Annotated in this window: 12 protein-coding genes; all 12 read left to right on the forward strand. The window is 29.4% G+C overall.

The features are described 5' to 3' along the window. Positions 1-346 precede the first annotated feature (346 nt). Entirely contained in the window at positions 347-1,591 is a 1,245-nt protein-coding gene (locus tag GBZ86_RS06185; RefSeq protein WP_152888787.1) for a sensor histidine kinase, read from the forward strand. Between the two features lie 8 nt (positions 1,592-1,599). After that, entirely contained in the window at positions 1,600-2,319 is a 720-nt protein-coding gene (locus tag GBZ86_RS06190) for a response regulator transcription factor (RefSeq protein WP_152888789.1), read from the forward strand. Between the two features lie 286 nt (positions 2,320-2,605). Continuing rightward, complete coding sequence (locus tag GBZ86_RS06195; RefSeq protein WP_152888791.1) at positions 2,606-4,270, forward strand: propanediol/glycerol family dehydratase large subunit; 1,665 nt, start codon at positions 2,606-2,608, stop codon at positions 4,268-4,270. Between the two features lie 16 nt (positions 4,271-4,286). Next, positions 4,287-4,862, forward strand: coding sequence for a propanediol/glycerol family dehydratase medium subunit (locus tag GBZ86_RS06200; RefSeq protein WP_152888793.1), 576 nt, complete (start codon positions 4,287-4,289; stop codon positions 4,860-4,862). A 19-nt stretch (positions 4,863-4,881) separates the two neighbouring features. After that, on the forward strand, positions 4,882-5,304 hold the full coding sequence (locus tag GBZ86_RS06205) for a diol dehydratase small subunit (protein WP_152888795.1): 423 nt from the start codon (positions 4,882-4,884) through the stop codon (positions 5,302-5,304). Between the two features lie 4 nt (positions 5,305-5,308). After that, positions 5,309-7,168, forward strand: a complete 1,860-nt coding sequence (locus tag GBZ86_RS06210; RefSeq protein WP_152888797.1) for a diol dehydratase reactivase subunit alpha — start codon at positions 5,309-5,311, stop codon at positions 7,166-7,168. Then, entirely contained in the window at positions 7,168-7,536 is a 369-nt protein-coding gene (locus GBZ86_RS06215) for a glycerol dehydratase reactivase beta/small subunit family protein (protein WP_152888799.1), read from the forward strand. Before GBZ86_RS06210 ends, GBZ86_RS06215 begins: the two co-directional genes overlap by 1 nt. A 2-nt stretch (positions 7,537-7,538) precedes the next feature. Further along, positions 7,539-8,051, forward strand: a complete 513-nt coding sequence (locus GBZ86_RS06220) for a cob(I)yrinic acid a,c-diamide adenosyltransferase (protein ID WP_152888801.1) — start codon at positions 7,539-7,541, stop codon at positions 8,049-8,051. 11 nt (positions 8,052-8,062) lie between these two features. Next, a complete protein-coding gene (locus tag GBZ86_RS06225; RefSeq protein WP_152888803.1) occupies positions 8,063-8,479 on the forward strand; it encodes a GlcG/HbpS family heme-binding protein in 417 nt (138 codons plus the stop codon). A 58-nt stretch (positions 8,480-8,537) separates the two neighbouring features. Next, positions 8,538-9,695 carry an iron-containing alcohol dehydrogenase gene (locus tag GBZ86_RS06230; protein ID WP_152888805.1) on the forward strand — a complete coding sequence of 386 codons (1,158 nt, stop codon included), beginning with the start codon at positions 8,538-8,540 and terminating at the stop codon, positions 9,693-9,695. A gap of 102 nt (positions 9,696-9,797) precedes the next feature. Beyond that, positions 9,798-10,508 (forward strand): MIP/aquaporin family protein, encoded by a 711-nt coding sequence (locus GBZ86_RS06235; protein WP_152888807.1) that lies wholly within the window; start codon positions 9,798-9,800, stop codon positions 10,506-10,508. Positions 10,509-10,753: 245 nt separating this feature from the next. Then, positions 10,754-14,896 (forward strand): endo-alpha-N-acetylgalactosaminidase family protein, encoded by a 4,143-nt coding sequence (locus tag GBZ86_RS06240; RefSeq protein ID WP_152888809.1) that lies wholly within the window; start codon positions 10,754-10,756, stop codon positions 14,894-14,896. Positions 14,897-14,983: the final 87 nt, after the last annotated feature.

Below are 14,983 nucleotides of genomic sequence, written 5' to 3' on the forward strand. Positions count from 1 at the left end.
GCTTTATAGGCATATTTTTTTCTTTAAAATAATTACCATTTAATTCAAAATCAAATTTAACTAGCACAATCCGTTAATTTAATATAAAATTAATAAAACTTTAATAATGTCAAAAAATTAACTTTATTGTTAAGTTATAAACTATACATAGTCTTTAAGAAAACACTGATAATTAAGATGAATACTAATTTTATCTTAATATATTATTAATAAAATCTAATAAAAAAAGAATATATTTCCATTAAATAATAAGTAGATTGTTTATTTTTTATCTAGACAGATTTTAAATTTGTTTATAGAATAAAAAAGGGTAATACAGTAAAACGGTTAAGTAGGTGAATTGATTTTGGGTAAAAGTTTAAACTTAAGAGAAGTAATTGATATAGAAAAGGTGCAAAAGATACAAGATGATATTGCAGAAGCAACTCAAATCGCTATGATTGTAGTAGATAACAAAGGCATACCTATTACTAGGCATAGTAACTGTAGTTATTTTTGTGAGTATATGAGATCAAATAAGGAACACTTAAAATTATGCCAAAAGTGTGATTCTATAGGGGGAGAAGAAGCAAATAAATTAAATAAGCCTTACATATATAAATGTTACAATGGAGTAGTTGATTTTGCATCTCCTATTATAATAAAAGGAGAGTATCTAGGAGCTGTAATGGCTGGACAGGTACTTATTAAAAATGATGAGGATGTAAATATAAATAGTATATATTACGATGAAAAAAAAGCTAAAGCTATTAAGGAATCAGATAGTAGATTAATAGATTATTATAATAAATTAGAAAAAATAAGTTTTGATAGAATAAAGTCTATAGCTAATATGATGTTTCATATATGTAATTATATTGTTGAAGAGGGTGTATTAAAAATTACACAGCAGGAATTAGCTGAAAAAAATATGAAGTGTATGGAAGCAGAAAAATTAAAGGCTGAAATAGAAAAAGAATATAATGAAAGTAAGTTAAAAATGTTACAATCGCAAATGCAACCACATTTTTTATTTAATATTTTAAATAGTATATCTTCTTTAGCTATTATAGAGAATTGTCCTAAAATTCAAAAGATAACTTATGATTTATCAAAGCTTTTAAGATATAACATAAATAAACATAGTAGAATGGTTTCTATTGAAGAGGAACTTGAATATGTACAAGCATATTTAAATCTTCAAAAGGTTAGATTTGGAGATAGACTATCATATAAAATAAATGTAGATGAAAAGTTAAATAATATGAATATTCCCTTTATGACTATACAGCCATTTGTAGAAAATTCTATAATACATGGAATTGAAAAAAAAGAACTTGGAGGAGTTATAGAGATAAATTGTATAGATAGTGATGAAACTTTCAACATAATTATAAAGGATACTGGAGTTGGAATAGATAAATTTAACTTAGAAAGATTGAAAAGCAATTTAAATAAAGATTGTGTAAATAGAAATAAAAGTATAGGTATGGGTAATGTTAATAGAAGATTAAGTCACTATTATAAAAAAGATTTTAAAATAAACATAGAAAGTAATATTAGTGTAGGCACTACTATAAAAATAATTATACCAAGGAAGAGTTTAGGGTGAGATAAAAAATGATAAGAATATTAATTGCAGATGATGAAGAATTAGAAAGAGAAGCACTTAAAGCTATTATAGGTAATATAAGTGGTGTAAGGTTAGTGGGAGAAGCTACTAATGGAAGAGAAGCTATTGAATTAGACAATAAATTTAATCCACATATAATAATTATGGATATAAAAATGCCAGGAATAGATGGTCTAAAAGGAGCTAAAATAATAAAACAAAATGATGAAAACAAAAATATTATAATGGTTACTGCTCATGATGATTTTGAATTAATTAGAAATGCATTAGTAATTGGTGTTTATGATTATATACTAAAACCTATTAATCCTATAGAGTTAACTAATACAATTGAAAAAATTGTACAAAAGTGTATAGAAAAAAATTATGATGAGAATATAATTTTAGATGAGTCTCCAATAGAAAAGTCTATTCAATATATAAAAACAAATATAAATAAAACTATAACCTTAGATACTATTGCAGCTGTATGTAATTTAAGTCCTTGCTACTTTAGTAAAATATTTAAAGAAGAAATGGGAGTTACATTTGTAAATTACATAAATAATGAAAGAATTGAAAAAGCTAAAGAATTATTATTAAATACAGATAGGTCTATTTTAAATATAGCTTGGGATATAGGTTTTGAGGATTGTGGATATTTCATAAGAGTATTTAAAAAAATAACAGGATTAACTCCTAAAAGATTTAGAGAAAAAACAATATAGATATAAATAATAGTTAAGAATAAAGCGTAAGTATAAAGCATTTTATAATACTTACGTTTTTTTATTGTTAGAAATATCTATGTATAGGATTACTTTTATATATTTATAGGATTATTTTGTTATATAGAAAAATTCTTAGCATTGAAAAAAAGAAAGATAAAAATTTCACATAATACAGTAAAAATCTTCAATGAGTTTTTAGAAAATATATATTAAAATTAGGGGGAATGATAAAAAAATAACAAGCGGTTAATATATAAATTAACTTTAAGAGGAGGAATTTACTTTGAGATCTAAAAGATTCCAAGTACTAGCAAAGCGTCCTGTAAATCAGGATGGACTTATAGGAGAATGGGCAGAAGAAGGGTTGATAGCAATGCATAACCCTAATGATCCAAAGTCATCTGTAGTAGTTAAAGACGGTAAAATAGTAGAATTAGATGGTAAGTCAAGAGAAGACTTTGATATGATAGATAGATTCATAGCTGATTATGCAATTAACTTAGATAGAGTTGAAGAGTCTATGAAATTAAGTTCATTAGAAATAAGTAGAAAACTTGTAGACATTAATGTTTCAAGAGATGAGATTGTTAAAATAACAACAGCTATTACACCAGCAAAGGTTGTAGAAGTTATGTCACACATGAACGTAGTTGAAATGATGATGGCACTACAAAAAATGAGAGCTAGAAAAACACCATCAAATCAATGTCATGTTACAAATGTTAAGGATAACCCAGTTCAAATAGCAGCAGATGCAGCAGAAGCTGGAGTAAGAGGATTTTCAGAGCAAGAAACAACTGTAGGTATAGTTAGATATGCTCCATTTAATGCTTTAGCAATATTAATAGGATCACAAGTTGGTCGTGGTGGAGTTTTAACTCAATGTTCAGTTGAGGAAGCTACAGAGCTTGATTTAGGAATGAGAGGATTAACAAGTTATGCAGAAACAGTTTCAGTTTATGGAACTGAATCAGTATTTACTGATGGAGATGATACTCCATGGTCTAAAGCATTTTTAGCATCAGCTTATGCTTCAAGAGGATTAAAAATGAGATATACTTCTGGAACAGGTTCAGAAGCGTTAATGGGATATGCTGAAGGTAAATCAATGCTTTATTTAGAATCAAGATGTATTTATATAACTAAAGGTGCTGGAGTTCAAGGATTACAAAATGGAGCAGTTAGTTGTATAGGTATGACAGGAGCAGTTCCATCAGGAATAAGAGCTGTATTAGCAGAAAATTTAATAGCTGCAATGTTAGACTTAGAGGTTGCTTCAGCTAATGATCAAACATTCTCACATTCAGATATAAGAAGAACAGCAAGAACATTAATGCAAATGTTACCAGGAACAGACTTTATATTCTCAGGATATAGTGCTGTACCAAACTACGATAATATGTTTGCCGGTTCAAACTTTGATGCTGAGGATTTTGATGATTACAATGTACTTCAAAGAGATTTAATGGTAGATGGTGGATTAAGACCAGTAACAGAAGATGAAGTCATAAAGGCTAGAAATAAAGCAGCAAGAGCAATTCAAACAGTATTTAGAGAATTAGGATTTACTCCAGTAACTGATGAAGAAGTAGAAGCAGCAACTTATGCGCATGGAAGTAAAGATATGCCAGAGAGAAATGTTGTTGAAGACTTAAAAGCAACAGAAGAAATGATGAATAAGAGAATTGGTGGATTAGATATAGTTAAAGCTTTAAATAAAGGTGGATTTGAAGATGTAGCTAGTAATCTACTTAATATGTTAAAGCAAAGGGTAACTGGAGATTATCTTCAAACATCAGCAATATTAGATAGGGAATTTAATGTAATAAGTGCTGTAAATGATAAGAATGATTATGAAGGTCCAGGAACAGGATACAGAATAAGTGAAGAGAGATGGGAAGAAATTAAAAATATCCCAAGCGTAATTAGACCAGAAGATATAGATTAATTTGGGGGTTAGAGAAATGGAAAACTCAATGAATATATATGAACCAGTAGATCTTCAAATAGAAGAAATTGGCGAAGCAGTAGTTGGAACTAGAAATGATGAAGTTGTAATAGGAATAGCACCTGCTTTTCTTAAGTACCAAACTAAAACAATAGTAGATGTACCACATACTAACGTTTTATTAGAGCTTATTGCAGGAATAGAAGAAGAAGGATTAACTGCAAGGGTTGTTAGAGACATAAGAACATCAGATGTATCTTTCATAGGTAACAACGTAGCTAAATTAAGTGGTTCAGGAATTGGAATAGGAATACAATCAAAGGGAACAACTGTAATACATCAAAAGGACTTGCTTCCATTAAATAACTTAGAATTATTTCCACAAGCACCACTGTTAACTCCTGATATATATAGATTAATAGGAAAAAATGCAGCTAAATATGCTAAAGGAGAGTCACCAACACCAGTTCCAACAAAGAATGATCAAATGGCTAGACCTAAGTTTATGGCAAAGGCAGCATTATTGCATATAAAAGAGACTAAACACGTAGTAGTAGGTGGAAAACCTATAGAAATAAAAGTTAAATTTTAATTAGTGAGGAGAATAGTCAATGGAACAAAAAAGAATGAGTTCATGCAATTATCCTTTATCATCAAAAGGTAAGGAATGGATTAAGACTCCAACTGGAAAAACATTAGATGAGATAACATTAGAAAATGTTATGAGTGGTGATATAAAAGCAGAAGACTTAAGAATTTCACCAGATACATTAGAAATGCAAGCACAGGTTGCTGAAAGTAGCAATAGAGAAGCTATAGCAAGAAATTTTAGAAGAGCAGCTGAGTTAATAAAAGTACCAGATGATAGAATACTTGAAATATACAATGCTTTAAGACCTTTTAGATCTACATTTGAAGAGCTTCTATCTATAGCTGATGAACTAGAAAATAAATATGATGCTAAAGTTAATGCAGACTTTATAAGAGAGGCAGCAGAGGTTTATAAGAAGAGAAGTAAATTAAGAGAGGAATAATACTATGACTGGTAATAAAGATTTAAAGATTATTGCAGGTATAGACATAGGTAATGCTACTACGGAAGTTGCATTATGTAAGTTAGAAAATAGTAATCCTAAATTTATTTCAAGTGGAATAGTTCCTACTACAGGAATAAAAGGAACAGAAGAAAATATAAACGGAATTATAGGTTCATTAACACAAGCTTTAAAAAAGGTTCATTTAGATTTAAAAGATTTAGATTTGATTAGAATAAATGAAGCAGCTCCAGTTATTGGGGATGTTGCTATGGAAACTATAACAGAAACTATAATAACAGAATCAACAATGATAGGACATAATCCTCTAACTCCAGGAGGAATTGGTATGGGTATTGGTACTACAGTTGCTTTTGAAGAACTAGATACTTTAGATGTAGAAAGTTTAACAGAAGAAACTAATAAATTTATACCTGTTATTTTAGGTAAGGTTAATTTTATTAAAGCTGCAAAAACTATAAATGAAACTGTTAAAAGAGGAATAAATATAACAGCTGCTATAGTTCAAAAGGATGATGGAGTTTTAATAAATAATAGACTAGACAAAAAAATTCCAATAGTTGATGAAGTTTCTTTATTAGAAAAGGTTCCATTAGGAATGCTTTCAGCTGTAGAAGTTGCAGAAAAGGGAAAAGTTATAGAGTATCTTTGTAATCCATATGGTATAGCAACTGTATTTGAACTAAGTTCTGAGGAAACTAAGATGATAGTTCCAATTTCAAGAGCATTAATAGGAAATAGATCAGCAGTTGTAATAAAAACGCCTAAAGGAGATGTTCAAGAAAAAACAATACCAGCAGGAAAAATAAATATAATAGGCACTAGACGTAAAGAATCTATAGACATAGAGTTTGGTGCAGAAAAAATAATGGAAGCTGTAAATTTAGCATCTCCAATTGAAGACATCAATGGTGAAGCTGGAACTAACGTAGGTGGTATGCTTGAAAAAGTAAGACAAGTCATGTCTACTTTAACAGGTCAGCAAAGAGATGAAATAAAGATTCAAGATTTATTAGCTGTAGATACTTTTACTCCAGTAAAAGTTAAAGGTGGATTAGCAAGTGAATTTTCTATGGAAAATGCTGTGGGTATAGCTGCCATGGTAAAAGCTCATAAGCTTCAAATGAATATAATTGCAGATAAATTAAAGGATAGGTTAGAGATACCTGTGGAAGTTGGTGGTGTTGAGGCTGATATGGCTATAAGAGGAGCTTTAACAACTCCCGGAAGTAGCACACCACTTGCCATATTGGATATGGGAGCAGGCTCTACAGATGCAGCCATAATAACTAAAGAAAATCATATAAAATCTATACATTTAGCTGGTGCTGGCAATATGGTAACAATGCTTATTAAATCTGAGTTAGGATTAGAAGCTTTTTCATTAGCTGAGGATATAAAAAAATATCCATTAGCAAAAGTTGAAAGTTTATTCCATATAAGACATGAAGATGGCAGTGTAGAATTCTTTGAAAAAGCATTAGACCCAAGTATATTTGCTAAAGTTGTTATTGTAAAAGATAGTGAATTAATACCTATAGAGGTTACAACTTCTATAGAGAAAATAAGAACTATAAGAAAAACAGCTAAGGAAAGAGTTTTTGTAGTTAATTGTTTAAGGGCTTTAAAACAAGTTTCTAAAACAGGAAATATTAGAGATATAGAATTTGTAGTTTTAGTGGGAGGTTCATCCTTAGACTTTGAAGTGCCACAATTAGTAACAGATGCTCTAGCTCAATATGGAGTAGTTGCAGGTAGAGGAAATATTAGAGGATGTGAAGGTCCAAGAAATGCTGTAGCTACTGGATTAATATTAGCTCTATCAGAAGAGGTAAAAAAATAATGACTAGATTTTATCAATGTGATAAACCAAGTATTTACATATATTGCACAAGTAAAGTAGAAAAATTTGAATACTTTAATGATATATTATGGGGAATAGAAGAGGAAGAATTGCCATTCTTTGTAAAGTATATTGAAAATTTAAACTCACAAGAATTAAGTCATAGAGCATCTAAGGAATCTAGATTAGGAATAGGTATAGGTGTAGATAAAGAGGGCATAATATGTTTAACAACAAATAAGCTACTTAAAGATGAACCTTTATATATTTTAAACATTAGTAAAAACAAAGAGAACGTAAGAGCAATAGGAACAAATTCAGCTAGATTAGTAAAAGGCTTACCTTTAAAGCTATTTAGGAGTGAATAATTATGAAAATTTATACTAAAACTGGTGACAAAGGAACTACTTCATTATTTGGTGGAAGTAGAATTGAAAAAAACAGTACAAAAGTAGAAGCTTATGGAACAATAGATGAAGTTATATCCTTTATAGGATTAGCTAGATGTGAAATAAGTAATAAAGAATTACATAATGAATTATTTACAATACAAAAGAAGCTATTTAATTTAGGAGCAGAATTAGCAAGTGACGAAAATGGCTTAAAATACCTAAAAGATTTAATATGTGATGAAGATATAGTTTATTTAGAATATTTAATAGATAAATACATGGATATAGTAGGACCATTAAAAGAATTTGTTATACCTGGAAAGAATAAATCATCTTCAGTTTTACATGTAGCAAGAACAGTAGTAAGAAGAGCAGAAAGAATTATTATATATTTAAATTCAGAAGAAACTGTAAGAGAAGAATTAAGAACATATGTAAATAGATTATCTGATACATTATTTGCAATGGCTAGATATTGTGAAGAAAACTAGGAGGAAGCAAAATGTTAAAAGAATTTAAGCAATTAACTTTAAATGCAGCTAAGACTATAGTTGAAGCAGCAGAAAAGAAAGCTATAGAAATAAAAGTTCCTGTAGTTATTTCAGTTGTGGATGCTGGTGGAAACTTAGTTCTTATGAATAGAATGGATGATGCTTTCGTAACAAGCATTGACATAGCTAATAACAAAGCATTTACTGCTTGGGCATTAAAACAAGGAACACATGAATTAAGTGAGGTTGTTCAACCAGGAAATAGCTTATATGGATTAGGATTAACTAATCAGTGTAGAATCATCACTTTTGGTGGTGGGCTACCAATAATAATTGATGGACAAGTTGTTGGAGCTGTTGGAGTAAGCGGTGGAACTGTTGAAGAAGATTTAGCAATAGCCACTGCTGGAAGAGACATAATAAAGTAAAAAAATAAATTTAAATAAAAAAATAAAAGTTTTAATAATAATTTAGGAGGAAAGTTAAATGAGAATGTATGATTTTTTAGTACCAAGCGTAAATTTTATGGGTGCAAACTGTATACAAGTTATAGGAGAAAGATGTAATATATTAGGTGGAAAGAAAGCATTAATAGTTACAGATAAATTCTTAAGAAATATGGAAGGTGGAGCTGTTGAATTAGTAGTTAAACATTTAAAAGATGCAGGAATCCAAGTTGCATATTATGATGGAGTTGAACCAAACCCAAAGGATACAAATGTAGCAGAAGGTTTAGAAATCTTTAAAAATGAAAATTGTGATATGATTATAACAGTTGGTGGAGGAAGTGCTCATGATTGTGGTAAAGGAATAGGAATTGCTGCAACTCATGAAGGAGATCTTTATGATTATGCTGGAATAGAAACTTTAACTAATCCATTGCCTCCAATTCTTTCAGTAAATACTACAGCTGGAACTGCAAGTGAAGTAACTAGACATTGTGTTATCACAAACACTAAAACTAAAGTTAAATTTGTTATAGTTAGTTGGAGAAACTTACCTTTAGTTTCATTCAATGATCCATTATTAATGGTTAAGAAGCCAGCTGGATTAACAGCAGCTACAGGAATGGATGCTTTAACTCATGCTATTGAAGCTTATGTATCAAAGGATGCTAACCCTGTGACAGATGCATCAGCAATTCAAGCTATAAAGTTAATATCAAACAACTTAAGACAAGCTGTTGCTCTAGGAGAAAATTTAGTAGCTAGAGAAAATATGGCTTATGGTTCATTATTAGCTGGAATAGCATTTAACAATGCTAATTTAGGATATGTACATGCTATGGCTCACCAATTAGGTGGATTATATGATATGCCACATGGAGTTGCAAATGCAATGTTATTACCATATGTTTCAAGATATAACTTAATATCAAATCCACAAAAATTTGCTGATATAGCAGAGTTTATGGGAGAGAACATAGAAGGATTATCAGTAATGGATGCTGCTGAGAAAGCTATTGAGGCTATGTTTAGATTATCAAAAGATATAGGAATACCAACAAGCTTAAAAGAAATGGGAGTTAAGGAAGAGGACATTGAGTATATGGCAGAAATGGCATTAAAAGATGGAAATGCTTTCAGTAACCCAAGAAAAGGAAATCAAAAAGAAGTAATGGAAATATTTAAGGCTGCATTTTAGTCTAAATAAAAAAATTTAAATTATTAATAAAAAAACTTGCAAAACCCCTTATTAAGGGGTTTTATTTAAACTAATGAATAGGAATATTTGGGAGAAAAATAAATGGATATAACAGTATTTTTAGGAGAAGTAATAGGAACTTTTTTATTAATACTATTAGGTGATGGAATAGTTGCTAATGTAGTATTAAAAAAGACAAAGGGTAATAGTGCAGGATGGTTAGCTATTACAGTAGGATGGGCTTTAGCTGTTTTAATACCTGTTTATATATTTGGAGGAGTTAGTGGTGCACATTTTAATCCAGCTGTAACTATAGCTCTTGCTGTAGTTGGAAAATTTGCTTGGAGTAAGGTACCTATGTATATATTAGGTCAATTTATAGGAGCATTTTTAGGAGCAGTAGCAGTATTTATTATGTATTATGATCATTTTAAAATAACAGATGATAGCCATTTAAAGCTAGCAACTTTTGCTACCACACCAGAAATACCAAACAAAGTTAGTAATTTTATTTCAGAATTTATAGGAACTTTCGTATTAATGTTTGGTCTTTTAGGAATAGCATCAGGAAATTTTGCTCAGGGTGTTCAGCCGTTAGCTGTTGGTTTTTTAATACTTGCTATTGGATTATGCTTAGGAGGTACAACAGGTTATGCAATAAATCCAATGAGGGACTTTGGTCCAAGATTAGCACATGCTATATTACCTATATCAGGTAAAGGAACAAGCAATTGGGGCTATGCATGGATACCAGTAATTGCACCAATTTTAGCAGCAGTATTAGCAGCTATAATTTATACAAATATATTTTAATTAAAAAAAAGATTTATTTATTATAGTTAGTCACATTCATATTAAGAATTTATAATTTCACTAAATTTCATCAATTAAATTTAAAGTATCTATTAAAAAATACAGAGTTTTAAAAGCTCTGTATTTTTTTCTTTATAAAAATATATAAAGAAATTTAATAAAAAGTGAATTTCATTTCTTGCTTAATTTACAATAAATGTAAAATATGTTAAGCTTTTATTATAAAGTTTAAGGGGAGGAAGGTTATGGCTAGGTATAAATTTACTAAGAAGAATGCAGTAAAATATTCGGCTGCTATTATGACTTATTTATATGGAGCATCACTATTAACACCACAAATTGTAAAGGCAAATGAAGTTAAGGTTAATAATGAAACTAATAGTGTTTCAAAAATAGAGAGAAGTTTAAATGATGAAGAAGTAAAAGTAGCAGAGAGTGAAGGATATAGAGTTATAGGTGAAGATTATGAAACATTATCTTCAGATCAATTAACAATAAAGGTAGATACAAAATTTCCTAATATTATAGAGTATTCTAAAGAAAATAAAAGCATTGGTGGAACTTTAAAATCTAAGGATATATTTAAAATAAATAATGAAATTTATAAACCTGAGGTAGAATTTCAAAAGGTTGATGAAAAAGCAATATATACACTTAAATTTGCAGAAATAAATGTAGTAATGACTGTTGAAATAAGCATAGATGAAGATTGTGTAAATCTTAATTTTACTAGTATAAAAGAAAATGGAGAATTTCTAGTTAAATCTATAGAAATACCAAATCATAATTTAGTTACTATTCATGAAAATGAAGAAGAGGCAGATATAGCAGCTGCCAGAGTATTTCATGTATTAAAATCTGATGATTATTTCTTTAAGTTTAAGGATAAAGCTGTTGATGCTCAACCTGTAAATCAAACTATGGGTATTTTTGAAAATGGACAACTTTCTGCTGCTATAGAAAACAATGTTTTAGATTATACAGCACAGGTTTATTATCAAACAACTATGAATGGAAATAAAAAGGAAGCAGGATTATGGAACGGTGTTTGGACTTATAGAGAAGTGGAGAGTGAAATTGTAGAATTACCTTTTTCAAAAGTTGTAATTTCAGATGATAAAAATAACAGTGGTGATGTAACTTGGCAAGATGGTGCTATAGGGTTAAGAAAGCATTATTCAAGACCAAAGGATTCAGATGTAGTTAAGGATAGAGTATCTCATGTAGCTATGAATTTTGGTTCATTAGCTCAGTATCCTTTTGATAGATTAACAGACCAAGTTGCAAAGTATTCTAATTATTTAGATGGATTTGGTCAAATGATGTTAATTAAAGGATATCAATCAGAAGGACATGATAGTGGACATCCAGATTATGGTAACAATTTCAATAAAAGAGCAGGTGGATTAGAAGAATTTAACGAAATGGCAGAGGTAGTAGAAGATAAATACAACACTCTTGTAGGTGTTCATATAAATGCCACAGAAATATATCCAGAAGCAAAACATTTTAATTATGATGTACTTGAAAAACCTTATAGAGAAGGATGGAATTGGCTAGATCAATCTTGGTATATAGATAAAAGATATGATACTTTAGATAAAGGACCTAGTGGATTACAAGCTAGATTAAAAGAGTTAAAGGAAGCTACTAGTGAGTTAGATTGGGTTTATGTGGATGTATATCGTTCAAATCCATTTAATGAATATAATCTTCAAAAATATTTAATGGAAAATGATTGGATTGTAGCTACAGAGTGGAGTGGTCCAATGAGAAGAAATGTTATATGGACTCATTGGGCAGATTTGACTTATGATAATGGTAATATAACAGATGGAGTAGATTATGGTGAGCAATATAGAGGTACAAGAAGTCAAATAGTAAGATTTGTAGAGAATGAAATGAAGGATGTATTTCCAAATGATATACTATTAAAAGGTAATAAGAATAAAGGATTTATGGGATGGTCAGGAGATTGTCCTTTAGAGAATAATATAGAATATTCAGTAGAAACTTTCTACAATTGGACTTTACCAACAAAATATATGCAACACTTTCCTATAGTTGAATGGGATAAAGAAAGTCATGTTAAATTTGAAGGCAACTTAGAAAGTAAAATTATACCTGGAACTTTAGAAGTAAATGAAAATGGCAAAGTTTTAGGAGGAAAAACTCAGCTTATTAAAGATGGTAATATAATTCATGAAGGTACTGTTTATAGAAATACAGATAGATCAGAGGATCAGCCAGATAAATTATTATCTAAGGATAATAGAGTATTTATTCCTTATTCTGAGGAAGATATAGAAAATCCAGATAAAATATATGCTTGGAATGATTTTAAAGAAGAGAAAAAATGGCATCTACCAAAGAGTTGGAAAGAAGAGGGTATATCAACAGTTTATTTATATAAAACTTCAGATATAGGTAGAGAATTAATTGAAGAAATATCTGTAGTAAATGGACAAATAGCTTTAAATCTTGAAGAGAAAACACCTTATGTATTATATAAAGGGGAAGTTGATGAAACTTTAGGAGAAACAGAGTGGTCAGAAACTAGTAATATTGGGGATATGGGTTTTGATAGTAATATATTTAAAGTTAGTAATGAGGAGGATGAAGGCTGGTGGATTCCATCATCTACATCAAATACTTTAGATCATATTAAATTTGAAGATGATCCAAGAAAATCAAAAGGTCAAACCTATGCAAAGGTTGAAGGTGCTAAAGATGGTATGCTTTCACAAACTATAGAAATTGAAAGTGGAAAAGATTATTCAGCTTCAGTTTGGACAGAAATAAAGCCAGGTATAGAAAGGGATGTAACATTAGAGGTTGTATTAGATAATGGAGAAAAATTTTATCATACTATAAATGCAACTAATAATATTAACTATACTAAAAATAGTGATAAGTGGGACACATATTTCCAAAGAATAAAAGTAGACTTTACTGTTCCTGAAAATGTTGATGAAATTACTATTAATTTAAAGGTAGATGAAGGTTCAGAAGATTCTTATGTATATTTTGATAATGTAAGAGTGGTAGAGCATGATAGAAGTGAAGAAGAAAAAGAAGCACAATCAAATCATTATTTTTATGAAGATTTTGAAACAGTAGATGAAGGATGGGGACCATTTATACAAGGTAGAACAGGTCCAACAAGAACTCATTTATCAGAATTACATGAGGAATATACTAATGATACTATAGAAGGAAATTGGTCATTAAAAACTCAAGAAAACACTACTGGTGTAGTAATGAGAACTGTACCTGGATTGTTAAACTTAAAAGAAAATTCTAAATATTCCATTAAGTTCAAATATAAATTTCCAGTAAATGAAATTGGTGGTGAGGATAAGTATGGAAAGTATGATTTAGTTCTTAAAACTGATAAAGGGGGAGACTCTAATGATAAATTAAAAGTTAGACTTCCTAAATATGAAAAGGAAAAAGAATATGGAGAGTTTGAATATACATTCCAAACTGGAGATTTTGACGATTATTATCTTTCATTTGAGAAATTAAGTCCAGAAATTTTAGTAATTGATGATTTAATTATAGATGAGTATGATGGAGAAGTAGATGAAGCTTTCCCTGAAGCACCAGATTATGAGGATGAAGAGCCATTAAAAATACCTCAAAAGCAAATGACTGCCACAGCAACAAGTAGTCAATCTAGTGCAAAAGCAAGTAATTTATTGGATGGAAATGTAGATACAAGATGGCATACTAAATATTCACCAGAGTTAGATGTATTACCACAATCAGTTACTATAGATTTAGGTAAAGAATATTTAATTGATAGAGTAGACTATATGCCAAGACAAGATGGTAATAATAATGGAAGAATAACTAAATATAATTTAGAAGTAAGTGTAGATGGAATAAACTTTAATACAGTTATAGAAAATGGTACTTTAGATATTACTAAAGATACTAAAAAATTAAAATTTAATGCTACCAAAGCTAAGTATGTAAAATTAACAGCTTTAGAAGGAGTAAATGGATATGCTTCAGGTTCTGAAATTAATGTATATAAAAAAGAGGAAAATTTAGAAATAAACCCAGAAAAGATTAAAAATTTAACTGGGGAATCTACAGAAAATTTTATTACTTTAAACTGGGAAGCACCAAGTAATACTGAAGGTTTAACAAACTATATTATTTATAAAGATGGTATGGAATTAGCTAAGGTCCCTATTGATGAGACAAGTTATCTAGCAGAAAATTTAAAAGCCAATACATTATATGGATTCAAAGTAGTGTGTGAATATTCAAATGGGAAAAAATCAAGACCACTAGCAAAAAATTTCAGAACCACAAAAGTATCTAAAAATTTAGTAAGTATAGTTAATGGTATAATAAATGGAAGATACTTTAGTTAATCAATAAAACTTAAGTAAATTATAACATTTATAAAAATTAATAGTTTTAAATAGTAAGAAGTTAAAAAAGTAGGTATAGTTTAAACT

The sequence above is a fragment of the Clostridium tarantellae genome (assembly GCF_009295725.1).
In the GTDB taxonomy this organism is placed as follows: Bacteria; Bacillota; Clostridia; order Clostridiales; family Clostridiaceae; genus Sarcina; species Sarcina tarantellae.

What these genes read in the sequence shown, in the direction of transcription:
- GBZ86_RS06230 (WP_152888805.1), top strand. Translation starts at nt 8,538, where the DNA reads ATGAGAATGTATGATTTTTTAGTACCAAGCGTAAATTTTATGGGTGCA.
- GBZ86_RS06235 (WP_152888807.1), top strand. Translation starts at nt 9,798, where the DNA reads ATGGATATAACAGTATTTTTAGGAGAAGTAATAGGAACTTTTTTATTA.
- GBZ86_RS06210 (WP_152888797.1), top strand. Translation starts at nt 5,309, where the DNA reads ATGACTGGTAATAAAGATTTAAAGATTATTGCAGGTATAGACATAGGT.
- GBZ86_RS06200 (WP_152888793.1), top strand. Translation starts at nt 4,287, where the DNA reads ATGGAAAACTCAATGAATATATATGAACCAGTAGATCTTCAAATAGAA.
- GBZ86_RS06215 (WP_152888799.1), top strand. Translation starts at nt 7,168, where the DNA reads ATGACTAGATTTTATCAATGTGATAAACCAAGTATTTACATATATTGC.
- GBZ86_RS06190 (WP_152888789.1), top strand. Translation starts at nt 1,600, where the DNA reads ATGATAAGAATATTAATTGCAGATGATGAAGAATTAGAAAGAGAAGCA.
- GBZ86_RS06225 (WP_152888803.1), top strand. Translation starts at nt 8,063, where the DNA reads ATGTTAAAAGAATTTAAGCAATTAACTTTAAATGCAGCTAAGACTATA.
- GBZ86_RS06220 (WP_152888801.1), top strand. Translation starts at nt 7,539, where the DNA reads ATGAAAATTTATACTAAAACTGGTGACAAAGGAACTACTTCATTATTT.
- GBZ86_RS06240 (WP_152888809.1), top strand. Translation starts at nt 10,754, where the DNA reads ATGGCTAGGTATAAATTTACTAAGAAGAATGCAGTAAAATATTCGGCT.
- GBZ86_RS06205 (WP_152888795.1), top strand. Translation starts at nt 4,882, where the DNA reads ATGGAACAAAAAAGAATGAGTTCATGCAATTATCCTTTATCATCAAAA.